The organism is Streptomyces sp. V4I2 (genome assembly GCF_030817655.1).
GTDB lineage: Bacteria > Actinomycetota > Actinomycetes > Streptomycetales > Streptomycetaceae > Streptomyces > Streptomyces plumbiresistens.
The window spans coordinates 3,118,923-3,132,458 of record NZ_JAUSZM010000003.1; the positions used below are offsets into that span (position 1 = coordinate 3,118,923).

Genomic DNA, 13,536 nt, shown 5'->3' on the forward strand with positions numbered 1-13,536 from the left:
AAGATGGGCCTCGGCAGGACAGGGCCCCACCAAAGGGCCGAAGAACGAGCGGCCGGACACCAGCCGCCGACCGGTCACCGCAGACCGGCGTGGCGCACATGCATGGAGGACGTGACGTGGCGAACGACGCCAGCACCGTTTTCGACCTAGTGATCCTCGGCGGTGGTAGCGGTGGTTACGCCGCGGCCCTGCGCGGGGCTCAGCTGGGCCTGGACGTCGCCCTGATCGAGAAGGACAAGGTCGGCGGTACCTGCCTGCACCGGGGGTGCATCCCCACCAAGGCCCTGCTGCACGCGGGCGAGATCGCCGACCAGGCCCGCGAGAGCGAGCAGTTCGGTGTGAAGACCGCCTTCGAGGGCATCGACATGGCCGGGGTCCACAAGTACAAGGACGGCGTCATCGCCGGCCTGTACAAGGGGCTCCAGGGTCTCGTCGCCTCCCGCAAGGTGACGTACATCGAGGGTGAGGGCCGCCTCTCCTCCCCCACCTCCGTCGACGTGAACGGCCAGCGCATCCAGGGCCGCCACGTCCTGCTGGCGACCGGCTCCGTGCCGAAGTCGCTGCCGGGCCTGGAGATCGACGGCAACCGGATCATCTCCTCCGACCACGCCCTCGTCCTGGACCGGGTGCCGAAGTCGGCGATCGTCCTCGGCGGCGGGGTCATCGGCGTCGAGTTCGCCTCCGCGTGGAAGTCCTTCGGCACGGACATCACGATCATCGAGGGCCTCAAGCACCTCGCCCCCCTCGAGGACGAGAACTCCTCCAAGCTTCTTGAGCGCGCGTTCCGCAAGCGTGGCATCAAGTTCAACCTGGGCACCTTCTTCTCGAAGGCCGAGTACACCGCCGACGGCGTCAAGGTCACCCTCGCCGACGGCAAGGAGTTCGAGGCCGAGCTGCTGCTGGTCGCGGTGGGCCGCGGGCCCGTCTCCGCCGGTCTCGGCTACGAGGAGCAGGGCGTCGCCATGGACCGCGGCTACGTCCTGGTCGACGAGTACATGCGCACCAACGTCCCGACCATCTCCGCCGTCGGTGACCTGGTCCCCACGCTCCAGCTCGCGCACGTCGGCTTCGCCGAGGGCATCCTGGTGGCGGAGCGTCTGGCCGGTCTGAAGACCGTTCCGATCGACTACGACGGTGTCCCGCGGGTGACGTACTGCCACCCCGAGGTCGCCTCCGTGGGCATCACCGAGGCCAAGGCCAAGGAGATCTACGGTGCGGACAAGGTCGTCGCTCTGAAGTACAACCTCGCGGGCAACGGCAAGAGCAAGATCCTGAACACCTCGGGCGAGATCAAGCTCGTCCAGGTCAAGGACGGTGCCGTGGTCGGCGTCCACATGGTCGGTGACCGCATGGGCGAGCAGGTCGGCGAAGCCCAGCTGATCTACAACTGGGAGGCGCTGCCCGCCGAGGTCGCGCAGCTCATCCACGCCCACCCGACGCAGAGCGAAGCGCTCGGCGAGGCCCACCTGGCCCTGGCCGGCAAGCCCCTCCACTCGCACGACTGACCCCTCGGTCGACGAACCCCCAGACTTCCGCACTTGTAAGGAGCAACCGAAACCATGGCGGTTTCCGTAACCCTTCCTGCGCTCGGTGAGAGCGTCACCGAGGGCACTGTCACCCGCTGGCTGAAGGCCGAGGGTGAGCGCGTCGAGGCCGACGAGCCGCTGCTCGAGGTGTCGACCGACAAGGTCGACACCGAGATCCCCTCGCCCGCCGCCGGTGTCCTGGCGTCCATCAAGGTTGCCGAGGACGAGACCGTCGAGGTCGGCGCCGAACTGGCCGTCATCGACGACGGCACGGGCGCACCCGCTGCCGCTCCGGCCCCGGCCGCCGAGCCGGCCCCTGCTGCCGCTCCCGAGCCGGCTCCGCAGGCCGCCCCGTCCACCGAGCAGGCCGCCCCGGCGCCTGCTCCCACCGCCGAGGCCGCCTCCGGCGGCGGCTCCGCCGAGGGCACGGACGTCGTCCTGCCCGCGCTCGGCGAGTCCGTCACCGAGGGCACCGTCACCCGCTGGCTCAAGGAGGTCGGCGACTCCGTCGAGGCCGACGAGCCGCTGCTCGAGGTCTCCACGGACAAGGTCGACACCGAGATCCCGGCGCCCACCTCCGGTGTGCTGCTCGAGATCACGGTCGCCGAGGACGAGACCGCCGAGGTCGGCGCCAAGCTGGCCGTCATCGGCGCCCCGGGCGCGGCTCCGGCCGCCGCTCCGGCCCCCGCGGCTCCGGCTCCCGCGCCCGCCGCCGAGGCTCCTACCCCGGCTCCGGCGCCCGCCCCCGCGGCTCCGGCCGCTCCGGCTCCCGCGCCGGCCGCCCCGGCTCCGGTCACCCCGGCCGCCGCGCCCGCCGCCACCTCCGGTGACGACGGCGCCTACGTGACCCCGCTGGTGCGCAAGCTCGCCGCCGAGAACGGCGTCGACCTGGCCACCGTCAAGGGCACCGGCGTCGGCGGCCGCGTCCGCAAGCAGGACGTCATCGCCGCCGCCGAGGCCGCGAAGGCCGCCGCCGCTGCTCCGGCTCCGGCCGCTGCCGCTCCGGCTGCCGCCGCTGCCAAGAAGGCGCCGGTTCTCGAGGCCTCCCCGCTGCGTGGCCAGACCGTCAAGATGCCGCGCATCCGCAAGGTCATCGGCGACAACATGGTCAAGGCCCTGCACGAGCAGGCGCAGCTGTCCTCGGTCGTCGAGGTCGACGTCACGCGCCTGATGAAGCTGCGCGCCCGGGCCAAGGACGCGTTCGCGGCCCGTGAGGGCGTCAAGCTCTCCCCGATGCCGTTCTTCGTCAAGGCGGCGGCCCAGGCGCTGAAGGCGCACGCGCCCGTCAACGCCCGGATCAACGTGGACGAGGGCACGATCACCTACTTCGACACCGAGAGCATCGGTATCGCGGTGGACTCCGAGAAGGGCCTGATGACCCCGGTCATCAAGCACGCCGGTGACCTCAACATCGCCGGCATCGCCAAGGCCACGGCGGAGCTCGCGGGCAAGGTCCGCGCCAACAAGATCACCCCGGACGAGCTGTCCGGCGCGACCTTCACCATCAGCAACACCGGGTCGCGCGGCGCGCTCTTCGACACGATCATCGTGCCGCCGGGCCAGGTCGCGATCCTCGGTATCGGTGCCACGGTCAAGCGTCCGGCCGTCATCGAGACGGAGGAGGGCACGGTCATCGGTATCCGCGACATGACGTACCTGACCCTCTCCTACGACCACCGTCTGGTGGACGGCGCCGACGCGGCCCGTTACCTGACCGCGGTCAAGGCGATCCTGGAGGCGGGCGAGTTCGAGGTCGAGCTCGGCCTCTGAGGCTCTTCGCTTGTACGGTGCCCCGTCCGGAGTCCTCCGGGCGGGGCACCGCGCTGTCACCGGGGCGTCAGCCTCTTGTCCGACCACCCCACCAGCGACTCCACCCACACATTGGGAACGGCCAGCTTCGGCGCGGGCACCAGGCGCCGCGTCCGGTACGCCTTCAGTACGTCGGACGTGGCGTCCAGGCAGTCCCGCGAGGTGAGCTTCCCGGTCCTCGGGTCGACGCCCACGAGGAAGCCGCGTTCGGCGACGGTACGGATCATCGCCCGCGCCGCCGGCACGTCGCTCGTCGAGGAGGACGTGCAGCGGTAACGGCTGTACGGGTGCTCGGACCTGCCGGGATAGTGCGCGTCCCGGGACATCTCGCTGAGCATGCGCGCGTACGTCCCCTCCGCCTGCCAGGCACCGATGTCGCCGCCCGGCGGCGTGTACAGCCTGCCGCTCGGGTTCTCGACCGCGCCGTACACCCAGCGGTCGGTCCCGGTGATCCGGAAGCCCCAGCCGACGTGGCCGAACTTCTGCGCCCCGTCCGGCTTGACGAAGACACAGGCGCCGCCCTGTCCCCGGGCTGCGCCCGCCATTCCCGTGATCCGTTCCGTGGCCTCTTCCGTGCTCTCTTCCGTGCTCTCTTCCGTGCTCTCTTCCGTGATCGTGCGGCCCGGCTTCGCCTCCGCCCGGGTGGGCGTCTGCTGGCAGCCCGTCACCCCCACCAGCGCGCCGATCACGGCCGCCGCGGCCGTCCAGCGCAGTGCTCCACGCCGTCCCCCGATGTTCATGTCGCCCCCACTCGTGCCGAGGGCGCCCCGCGCGGGAGCCCTCTGCCGACGGCGACACCGAAGGAGCCCGCGGGGTTCCCCGTATTGACAGAAGACGCCGAGCTGAGAGCGTGTAAGCCTCGTCTCACCTGCGCGAAAGCGCCCCCGTGCGCCCCTCCCCCATGGGCCCGCGGCCTTATTGTCTAAACGTCAAACGCCCCGGGGCCGATGGGCGGCCCCTCCCTAAGGAGCCCTCATGACCGCGCCCGTCGTCCACTCGCTGCGCGAGCAGATCCGCGAGCACATCGTGGAGGGGATCGTCAGCGGGCGCTGGAAGCCGGGCGAGCGGATCGTGGAGCGCCGTATCGCCACCGAGCTGGAGGTCAGTCAGACCCCGGTGCGCGAGGCGCTGCGCGAGCTGGAGTCGCTGCGGCTGATCGAGTCGGCGCCGAACAAGGGCGTGCGGGTGCGGAACCTGACCGCGGCCGACCTGGAGGAGAGCTACCCGGTCCGGGCCGGTCTGGAGGCGATCGCGGCGGAGCTGGCGGCGGGGCGGCTGGCGCACGACTGCTCGGCCCTGGAGCCGCATGTCGCCGCGCTGTACGAGGCCGACCGCGCGTCGGACGGGACGGCCCAGGTGCGGCACACGGTGGCCTTCCACCGGGAGATGGTCCGGGCGGCGGGCAACTCGGTGCTGCTGCACACCTGGGAGGGCCTGGGCATCGAGGTCTTCACCGCGCTGTCGATCCGCTGGCTGGGAACGGTCCAGCAGTCGTACGCGGAGGAGCACGAGGAGCTGGTGGCCGCCTTCCGCCGCCGGGATCCCCGGATCGCCGAGATCGTGAAAGCGCACGTCCTGGGCTGCGCACCGCAGGCCTGAACCCTGAGCGGTACCGCGCTCAAACGTGTCCCGACCTGCGAAAACCCCCACCAGGAGCGGCACGCCGTGTCTTTCTTGAAGGCACCCCGTGCCTACTTTCTCGTGATCAAGAGGTTTTGCCTCTCAACCCTTTGATCGATCATCGATCAGGGAGTTAGAGTCTCGACGGGCTTCCACCGAGGCCCCAGCCCTGTCCTGCCAAAGACAAAGGGCACCCCTGAAACCCTCATTGGGAACCCCCTTCGACTGAGGAAGGCGGCGACATGACCGACCCCAACGCCATCCAGCCGAGCGCGCTCGACCAGCTCCCGGACCGGGACCCGGAGGAGACCGCCGAATGGCAGGCCTCACTGGACGCGGTCGCCAAGGCGGCCGGGCCGCACCGCGCGGCGTACCTGATGCGGCGCACGCTGGAGCGGGCCGAGGGCACCGGCATCGCGCTGCCCAAGCTCCTCGAGACCGACTACGTCAACACCATCCCGACCGCCGCCGAGCCGTCCGCGCCCGGTGACGAGGCGATGGAAGCCCGGATCACCGCCTGGAACCGCTGGAACGCGGCGGCGATGGTCAGCCGGGGCAGCAAGTACGGCGTCGGCGGCCACATCGCCACCTTCGCCTCCGCCGCCTGGCTGTACGAGACGGGCTTCAACCACTTCTTCAAGGGCAAGGAATCCCAGGAAGCGCCCGGCTCCGGCGACCAGCTGTACATCCAGGGCCACGCCTCCCCCGGTATCTACGCCCGCGCCTTCCTCGACGGCCGGCTCAACGAGGACCACCTCGACAACTTCCGCCGCGAGTCCGGCGGCAACGGCCTCCCGTCGTATCCGCACCCCCGCCGCCTGCCCTGGCTGTGGGAGTTCCCGACGGTGTCGATGGGCCTCGGCCCGCTCTCCGCGATCTACCAGGCGCGCTTCAACCGCTACCTGACCGCCCGCGGCATCAAGGACGTCTCCCAGTCGCACGTCTGGGCCTTCCTGGGCGACGGCGAGATGGACGAACCCGAGTCGACGGCGGCCCTCGCACTGGCCTCCCGCGAGGGTCTGGACAACCTGACCTTCGTCATCAACTGCAACCTGCAGCGCCTCGACGGCCCGGTCCGCGCGAACTTCAAGATCGTGCAGGAGCTGGAGGCCCAGTTCCGCGGCGCCGGCTGGAACGTCATCAAGACGCTGTGGGGTTCGGCCTGGGACGAGCTGTTCCAGCTCGACACCACGGGCGCGCTGGTACGCCGCCTGCGCGAGGTACCCGACGCCCAGGTGCAGACGTACCAGACCCGCGACGCCGCCTACATCCGCCAGGACTTCTTCGGCAAGGACCCGGCGCTCGTCGAGATGGCGAAGCTGCTGAGCGACGACAAGATCCTCGAGTGCTTCCACCTCTCCCGCGGTGGCCACGAGGCGCGCAAGGTGTACGCGGCGTACAAGGCGGCCGTGGACTTCAAGGGCGCCCCGACGGTCATCCTGGCCCAGACGGTCAAGGGCCACACCCTCGGCGAGGGCTTCGCGTCGAAGAACGCCAACCACCAGATGAAGAAGCTCTCGGTGGACGAGTTCAAGACGATGCGCGACCTGCTGGAGCTGCCGATCTCGGACAGCCAGTTCGTCGACGGGGTCGTGCCGTACGGCCACCCGGGCGCCGACTCCCCCGAGGTCCGCTACCTCCAGGAGCGCCGCGCGGCCCTCGGCGGCCCGGCCCCGGCCCGCCGCACGCAGCCGCTGGCCCCGCTGCCGGCCCCGTCGGAGAAGGCGTTCGCCTCCTTCGACAAGGGCTCCGGCACGCAGAACGTCGCGACCACGATGGCCTTCGTCCGGCTCGTCAAGGACCTGGTCCGCGACAAGGAGTCCGGCAAGCGCTGGGTGCCGATCGTCCCCGACGAGGCGCGCACCTTCGGCATGGAGAGCCTGTTCCCGTCGCTCGGGATCTACTCGCCCAAGGGCCAGACGTACGAGCCGGTCGACCGCGACCAGCTGATGTACTACAAGGAGGCCACGAACGGCCAGATCCTCAACGAGGGGATCACCGAGGCCGGTTCGATGGCCGACTTCATCGCCGCGTCCACCGCGTACTCCACGCACGGCGAAGCGATGATCCCGTTCTACATCTTCTACTCGATGTTCGGCTGGCAGCGCACGGCCGACCAGATGTGGCAGCTCGGCGACCAGCTCGGCCGCGGCTTCCTCGTCGGCGCCACGGCGGGCCGGACGACCCTGACGGGCGAGGGTCTCCAGCACGCCGACGGCCACTCGCCGGTCATCGCGGCGACGAACCCCGCCGCCCTGACGTACGACCCGGCGTTCGCCTACGAGGTCGCGACGATCGTCAAGGACGGTCTGCGCCGGATGTACGGCGAGGCGGCCCCGGGTGAGGACCAGAACGTCTTCTACTACCTGACCGTCTACAACGAGCCGCTGCCGCAGCCCGCGAAACCGTCGGGCCTCGGCATCGACGAGGGCATCGTCAAGGGCCTGTACCGGTTCAGCACGGCGGAGTCGGCGGGGCTGTCCCCGGTCGCCAACGCGCCGCGCATCCAGCTGCTGGGCTCCGGCACCGCGATCCACTGGGCGATCAAGGCGCAGAAGCTGCTCGCCGAGGAGTGGGGTGTGGCCGCCGACGTGTGGTCCGCGACCTCCTGGACCGAGTTGCGCCGCGACGCGCTGGAGGCCGACGCGGCTCTCCTGGAGGGCGAGGAGCGGGTGCCGTACGTCCGTCAGGCGCTGCACGGCGCCGAGGGCCCGGTGCTCGCGGTCTCCGACTATATGCGCCAGGTCCCCGACCAGATCGCGCAGTGGGTGGAGCAGGACTACTCCTCGCTGGGCGCCGACGGCTTCGGCCTCTCGGACACCCGTGACGCGGCCCGCCGCCACTTCGGTGTCGACGCCGAGTCGATCGTCGTCGCCGCCCTGGCCCAGCTCGCGAAGCGCGGCGAGGTCAAGGCGACCGCGGTGAAGGAAGCGCGGGCGAAGTACGGCCTGTAGGACCTGTAGGACCTGAGGTCCGCTGACATCGATGAAGGGGTACGGCTACCGCCGTGCCCCTTCGTTGTCAGTGGCGCCCGGCATCATGGCCGTATGCGTGCTGCCCGTCTGATCAAAATGGTGCTGCTGCTCCAGTCCCGGCCGTCCATGACCGCCGCCGAGCTGGCGCGGGAGCTGGAGGTGTCCGAGCGGACCGTCACCCGCGACGCGCAGGCGCTGTCGGAGGCGGGGGTGCCGGTGTACGCGGACCGGGGGCGGGCCGGCGGCTACCGGCTGATCGGCGGGTACCGCACCCGGCTGACCGGACTGGCCCGCGGCGAGGCCGAGGCGCTGTTCCTGTCCGGGGTGCCGGGGGCGCTGCGGGAGATGGGCCTGGAGGACGCGGCCTCGGCGGCCCGGCTGAAGGTGTCGGCGGCCCTGCTGCCGTCGTTGAGCGACGCCTCCCGAACCGCCGCGCAGCGCTTCCACCTGGACGCGCCGAGCTGGTTCAAGGAGCCGAAGACCCCCGAACTGCTGCCCGCCGTCGCGGACGCGGTGTGGGACGACCGGCGGATCACCGCGCGCTATCGCGGCCGGGAAGCGGAGCGCTCGCAGGACGTCGTGCGCGAGCTGGAGCCGTACGGGCTCGTCCTCAAGGCGGGCGTCTGGTACCTGTGCGCGCGGGTGGCGGGGCAGAGCGACTCCTACCGGGTGTACCGGATCGACCGGTTCGCCGTGGTGACGGTCGGCGAGGAGCGGTTCGACCGGGACGAGGAGTTCGATCTGCCGGGCTTCTGGGAGGAGCGGGCCGAGCAGTTCGCCCGGTCGCTGCTGCGGGCGGAGGTGGTGGTGCGGCTGTCCGGGGACGGGGTGCGGAGACTGCCGTACACGGTCGATCCCCCGTCGGCCCGGGAGGCGCTGGCAGCGGCCGGTGCCCCGGACCGCGACGGGCGGGTGACGGTGACCCTGCCGGTGGAGTCCGAGGAGGTCGCGCACACGCAGCTCGCGGCGCTCGGGCCGGAGGCGGAGGTGCTGGCACCGGAGAGCCTGCGGGCGCGTTTCGCCGGCGACGCGGCCAGACTGGCCTCGCTGTACGGGACATAACAATCCGCCCCACTCCACGTGCGTCCCACCTCTTCAGGGCCGATGCTGGACCCGTGATGGACGAGACGGAGTTCTGGGAGCTGGTGGACGCCACCCGCGAGGCCGCCGAGGGCGACCCCGAGGAGCAGGCGGACCTGCTCGTGGACCGTCTTATCCAGCTGGACCCGGACATGGTCCTCGACTTCGCCCGTCACTTCGAGGCCCGCTACAACCGCGCCTACACCTGGGACCTGTGGGGCGCCGCCTGGGTCCTGCTGGACGGCGCGAGCGACGACGCCTTCGACTTCTTCCGGTGCTGGCTGATCGGCCAGGGCCGCGAGGTGTACGAGGGCGCGGTGCACGCCCCCGACTCGCTCGCCGACCTCCTGGACGACTTCGACGAGGAGATCGACGGCGACGGCGAGGAACTCGGCTACGCGGCGGACGAGGCCTACGAGCAGCTCACCGGCACCGTCGCCCCCGACCTGGGCATCGCGCCCGCCCCCTCCGAGCCGGAGGGCACACCGCTCGACTTCGAGGACGAGTCGGTGCTGGCCGGGCGGTATCCGAAGCTGTGGGAGCGGTTCAGGGGCTGACCCCGGCCGACGCCCTGAACGGGGACTTCGCGCCCGGAACCCGCTCGCCCTCAGCGCTGGACGGACCGTCAGAAATCCTGCCGTAGGGGCGTGTTCCCCTTTCCTCGTGCTCTGGAGGTAGGGTAGGGCAATCCACCGGGGCAGCCAGGTGGCAAGCCGTACCCGGGCAGTGTGCCACCTGGCAGTCTGCCCACCGGCAACCTGCCAGGTGGCAACCACCCTGGAACACTCCGTCACCCTCGGAAGGTGGGACTACGAGGAGATGGCTTCGAAGGATCCCGCCGTGGAGCGGCGCCGGGTGCGGCTGGCCCTGCGCACGTTCCGCAACGAGGCGGGACTGAACCAACCGGACGTGGCGCAGGCCCTGTCCTGGTCACCGTCCAAGGTGATCCGCATCGAAGGCGGCTCGGTCGGTGTGTCCGTGACCGATCTGCGTGCCCTGCTCGATCTCTACGGCATTACGGAGTCCGATGTCCGGCAACAGCTCGAGGAGGCCGCCCGTGAGAGCCGGAAGCCTCCGTGGTGGAGCCCCTACCGGGACGTGGTGGACCCCCAGTTCGCCGTATACCTCGGCTTCGAGAGCGTGGCCGCCGAGTTGTACGCCTACGACCCCACGTTCGTCCCGGGACTGCTCCAGACCGAGGCGTACACGCGCGCGCTGCTCAACAGCCGGCACTCCGCCGAGAAGAGCGACGCGATCGTGGCGCTGCGGACGGAGCGCCAGGACCGGCTGCTGCGCGAGGCCTCGGAGCCTCGGCTGAACTTCCTGGTCGACGAGGCCGCGCTACGGCGCTTGATCGGTGGACCGGCCGTGATGCGCGAGCAGTTGCGGCACCTGAAGTCGCTCGCGGAACTCAGCCACGTGAGCCTCGGCGTGGTTCCCTTCGCCATCGGTCTGCACCCAGTGCTGCGCAACGGCTCGATCGCCCTGACGTTCAAGGACGACAACAACGACGTTCTCTTCGTGGAAGGTCCGAACGGCGCGCTGACCACCCGCGACGACCAGGACAGTGTCGTCGGCTACCTGACGAAGTTCGACAAGTCCCGCACCGATGCCCTCTCGGGCAGCGCTGCGGTCCGCTTCATCGACGAGGTGCTGGCCCAGTACCCGCACGGCCCTGCGACCGCGTCGAACGCCCTGCGGGACGCCCCGTCCTAGCAGGAGCTTCGCCCCCCGCACCGGCGACACGTCGGACCGAGACCGGGAGAGGCCCGTGAAGGGTGTCTTCACACGGATACGCGACAGGCTGGCACGGAAACGTGCCCGCCCCGACACGCAGGGGTCGTCGACCGATGCCGTCGAGCCGACCGCCGTCAGCGAGTCGAGCGAGATCGGCGCGTCGGAACCTGTCGCGAACCCCCGGCCGACGAAGGCGTCGATCGTGTTCGTCGAGGCCCTTCCGGCGGATCGGCCGACCGACCCCACCGGACCGCAGACTCCGGCGGAGGTGCTGCCGGACCGGCAGCTCTCCGTACTCGACGTGGTGATGTACACACTCCACACGGTCATGCACTCGGACTCGGCTCTGAAGAACCTCCGCGGGCTGGTCGGGTGGTTCGCCCTGGTGTTCTGCGGGACCACCGGCTTCGCGGCGTCGGTGCTCTACGTCATCCTCCACACCATCGCCCCGGGGTCCGCTCCCTCGTTCCGCGTCTTGGCGGCAAGCGTGTTCGGACTCGGCAGCCTCGGCACGCTGGTCGGCGCTGTCTGGGTGCGAATACTTCGAATACGCAGGCGTCCCAAGGCCGATCCCGCCGTCGGCGATGGCACCGCGCCCTCCGCCACCGTTACTTCCGGGACCGAACCCGTCCCTCGGACACCGGACGCAGGCCCAGCCCCAGACTCGGAAACCGGCGGACAGCAGCCGTAGTTCCGCGATCGAGCAGCAGGCCCGCGACACTCGCCACGATCACGCCGGCCGAGGCCCACACCCATGGGCGCAGCGCGGGAGCCACCGCGAAGGAGAGGAGGACGCCCACCAGCGTGCCGGTTCCTCCGGACACCAGGAAGTAGGCGCCCAGCAACGCGGCCAGCGGCAACAGCGGTCTTGTAACAGGTCCGTGCGCGTGGCCGTTGGAAGCCTGTGGCCCTGTGGAATCCCCCATGTCGTCCCCAGACGGCTGTGTGTGACTCTGGTGGTGATCCGGACGCCGCGTCACTGCTGGGCTCAATCGAACCACAGGCACCCCCCGCCCCTATGCTCCCTCTGTCCCTGTGGCCGAAAACCGCCCATCACAGCGGTCCTTCCAGGGTTCTGGCACATAACGCCCCGAGAAAATCCCTCCAGGCCACGGCCCCCACGGAGATGACATTCCCCTCCGGACGAGTCGACTCACGCACGCGAACCCCCCTGGCCATCAGGGCGACTTCCACGCAATCAACCGGATCGCAGGCACTGCTTTTGCGCCAGTCGAGTACGAGCAGGTCACCATCGCCCACCCCTGACTCCCTCGCCCCACCAGGCCGGTGACCGCGCGGAACAGGGCTGCGCCTCGCCTGGAAACCCCCGTATTTCCCGCTCTTGCCGGCTTCGGCGCACCGTATCGCAGGCGCCGGAAGCCTCGCAGGATGACGGCGGGAGTGGCCAGTGCGCGGCACAACCGGACCGCAGGTCACACACTCCTGCCCCACATTTGTCCTGAAAGGTTAGGCTCTCCGAAGTTGTGCGCCAAGTTGCAAACAAGCCCGATTACCGCGTGCGTCCGAGCCACGGCGTCATCAAGTGGCCGTGATCCGGCGGCGGTTGGTGTCCGTCGGGAGGTACGCCTGGGTGTTGTCGGCCTTCACCGCGTGGTACAGCGGTGCCGCGTTGGCCTGGTCCAGGGCGGAGGCGGTGACGGCGGCCGGGCCCAGCACGACGGCGGCGACCGCGCAGACGACGGCCCAGGGGCCGCGGGCGGTCCTGGCCCAACCACCTGCGGTCTCCTTGGTGTTCATACGACTGCTGTTCATGATCCCCACCTCCGGTCAGTGCGTGTCACTGACGCTATGGCGGCCGCCTCGGGGGAATCGGTGAGCGGGCTGGGAGAAGCCTGTGAGCCGGTCGCCGCTACGTCCTGCCCTGCAGGCGGGCCGCCAGGTCTCTGATCTCCGGGAGGCGGGCGCTGAGGGCCGCGCCCGGGCAGCTGGTCATGTAGCCGTCGTCGTGGCCGGCCAGGGCGGGGAGGGCGGCGGCGGTGCCGGCGGCGTAGCGGCTGTGGCCGTTGCTGGAGACCAGACGGACCGTCCGCCGGGGGTCGATGTCGGCGAGGCCCAGCTTCCAGGCGGCGAGGTGGGCGATCGCGTCGGTCATCACCTTCGGGACCGGCACTTGGGAGGTGAAGGTGCCGAGGGCGGCGATGCCGGTGGTGCGGTGGTTGAAGCCCTGGGTGTGGGCGCCGGTGACGGGGCGGTCGGTGCCGCCCGCGCGGCCTTCGTAGATGGTGCCGCAGCGGTCGACGAGGAAGTTGTAGCCGATGTCGTCCCAGTGACGGGATTCGGTCATGCCCGCGGCGAGGTAGCGGATGATGCGGGGCGCCTCGGCGCAGTCGTAGGCGTTGGGCGAGTCCGTGTGGTGGATGAACACCGCGAGGACCTTGTCGTCGTAGCGCGGCGGCGGCCGGGTGCGGGTGCTGTCCTCCCCCGCCCAGACCGAGCGCGGCACGATGTGCGGTCTGGTCGCGGAGCGGGCCGCGGCGGGGCGGGCCTCGGCCTGCCGGGCACCGGCGGCGGCCGAGCGCTCGACGCCGCCCGCGCACAGCACCAGGACGACGGCCGCGGCGAGGCCGGGCAGACAGCCGAGGAGCACCAGCGCGGCCCTCGGTATGTGCACCGCGCGTGTTTTCCGGGCACCCTTCGGTCTTCGGACACGCATGGTTTCCACTGTCCGACCGATCCGGTCCGCCCGCGATGTGTGCTGTGCCACCCGGTGGAACCATCGTCCCGGTCCGGGACGTTTTTCCAGGTGCACGCACGCGTGGCGGGTTCCG

At 70.6% G+C, this 13,536-nt stretch carries 12 protein-coding genes; 8 read left to right on the forward strand and 4 right to left on the reverse strand.

From position 1 onward, the window contains the following. Nucleotides 1-116: 116 nt before the first annotated feature. Nucleotides 117-1,505 carry a dihydrolipoyl dehydrogenase gene (lpdA, locus tag QFZ76_RS15215; protein WP_307674236.1) on the forward strand — a complete coding sequence of 463 codons (1,389 nt, stop codon included), beginning with the start codon at nucleotides 117-119 and terminating at the stop codon, nucleotides 1,503-1,505. A gap of 54 nt (nucleotides 1,506-1,559) precedes the next feature. Further along, on the forward strand, nucleotides 1,560-3,296 hold the full coding sequence (gene sucB / locus QFZ76_RS15220) for a 2-oxoglutarate dehydrogenase, E2 component, dihydrolipoamide succinyltransferase (RefSeq protein ID WP_307674237.1): 1,737 nt from the start codon (nucleotides 1,560-1,562) through the stop codon (nucleotides 3,294-3,296). 56 nt (nucleotides 3,297-3,352) lie between these two features. Here sucB and QFZ76_RS15225 read toward each other — a convergent pair whose 3' ends face one another. Continuing rightward, nucleotides 3,353-4,075 carry a hypothetical protein gene (locus tag QFZ76_RS15225; RefSeq protein WP_307674238.1) on the reverse strand — a complete coding sequence of 241 codons (723 nt, stop codon included), beginning with the start codon at nucleotides 4,073-4,075 and terminating at the stop codon, nucleotides 3,353-3,355. Between the two features lie 235 nt (nucleotides 4,076-4,310). Between QFZ76_RS15225 and QFZ76_RS15230 the strand changes: the two genes are divergently transcribed. The 6 genes from QFZ76_RS15230 to QFZ76_RS15255 all read left to right on the forward strand — a co-directional run bounded on the left by QFZ76_RS15230 (nucleotide 4,311) and on the right by QFZ76_RS15255 (nucleotide 11,438). Continuing rightward, a complete protein-coding gene (locus QFZ76_RS15230) occupies nucleotides 4,311-4,934 on the forward strand; it encodes a GntR family transcriptional regulator (RefSeq protein WP_307674239.1) in 624 nt (207 codons plus the stop codon). 263 nt (nucleotides 4,935-5,197) lie between these two features. Further along, nucleotides 5,198-7,909 (forward strand): pyruvate dehydrogenase (acetyl-transferring), homodimeric type, encoded by a 2,712-nt coding sequence (gene aceE, locus QFZ76_RS15235; RefSeq protein WP_307674240.1) that lies wholly within the window; start codon nucleotides 5,198-5,200, stop codon nucleotides 7,907-7,909. 93 nt (nucleotides 7,910-8,002) lie between these two features. Continuing rightward, nucleotides 8,003-8,992, forward strand: a complete 990-nt coding sequence (locus QFZ76_RS15240; protein WP_307674241.1) for a YafY family protein — start codon at nucleotides 8,003-8,005, stop codon at nucleotides 8,990-8,992. Between the two features lie 56 nt (nucleotides 8,993-9,048). Next, nucleotides 9,049-9,567, forward strand: a complete 519-nt coding sequence (locus QFZ76_RS15245; RefSeq protein WP_307680019.1) for a DUF4240 domain-containing protein — start codon at nucleotides 9,049-9,051, stop codon at nucleotides 9,565-9,567. A gap of 262 nt (nucleotides 9,568-9,829) precedes the next feature. Then, a complete protein-coding gene (locus QFZ76_RS15250; RefSeq protein WP_307674242.1) occupies nucleotides 9,830-10,726 on the forward strand; it encodes a helix-turn-helix transcriptional regulator in 897 nt (298 codons plus the stop codon). A 55-nt stretch (nucleotides 10,727-10,781) separates the two neighbouring features. Then, nucleotides 10,782-11,438 (forward strand): hypothetical protein, encoded by a 657-nt coding sequence (locus QFZ76_RS15255; RefSeq protein WP_307674243.1) that lies wholly within the window; start codon nucleotides 10,782-10,784, stop codon nucleotides 11,436-11,438. A gap of 362 nt (nucleotides 11,439-11,800) precedes the next feature. Here the strand turns inward: QFZ76_RS15255 and QFZ76_RS15260 are convergent, their stop codons facing one another. The 3 genes from QFZ76_RS15260 to QFZ76_RS15270 all read right to left on the reverse strand — a co-directional run bounded on the left by QFZ76_RS15260 (nucleotide 11,801) and on the right by QFZ76_RS15270 (nucleotide 13,421). Continuing rightward, nucleotides 11,801-12,199: a DUF397 domain-containing protein gene (locus tag QFZ76_RS15260; protein WP_307674244.1), complete on the reverse strand. Its 399-nt coding sequence runs from the start codon at nucleotides 12,197-12,199 to the stop codon at nucleotides 11,801-11,803. A gap of 87 nt (nucleotides 12,200-12,286) precedes the next feature. Then, complete coding sequence (locus tag QFZ76_RS15265) at nucleotides 12,287-12,520, reverse strand: hypothetical protein (protein ID WP_307674245.1); 234 nt, start codon at nucleotides 12,518-12,520, stop codon at nucleotides 12,287-12,289. Between the two features lie 97 nt (nucleotides 12,521-12,617). Beyond that, the gene (locus QFZ76_RS15270; protein ID WP_307674246.1) at nucleotides 12,618-13,421 is read right to left on the reverse strand and encodes a peptidoglycan recognition protein; all 804 of its coding nucleotides are present in this window, start codon (nucleotides 13,419-13,421) and stop codon (nucleotides 12,618-12,620) included. Nucleotides 13,422-13,536: the final 115 nt, after the last annotated feature.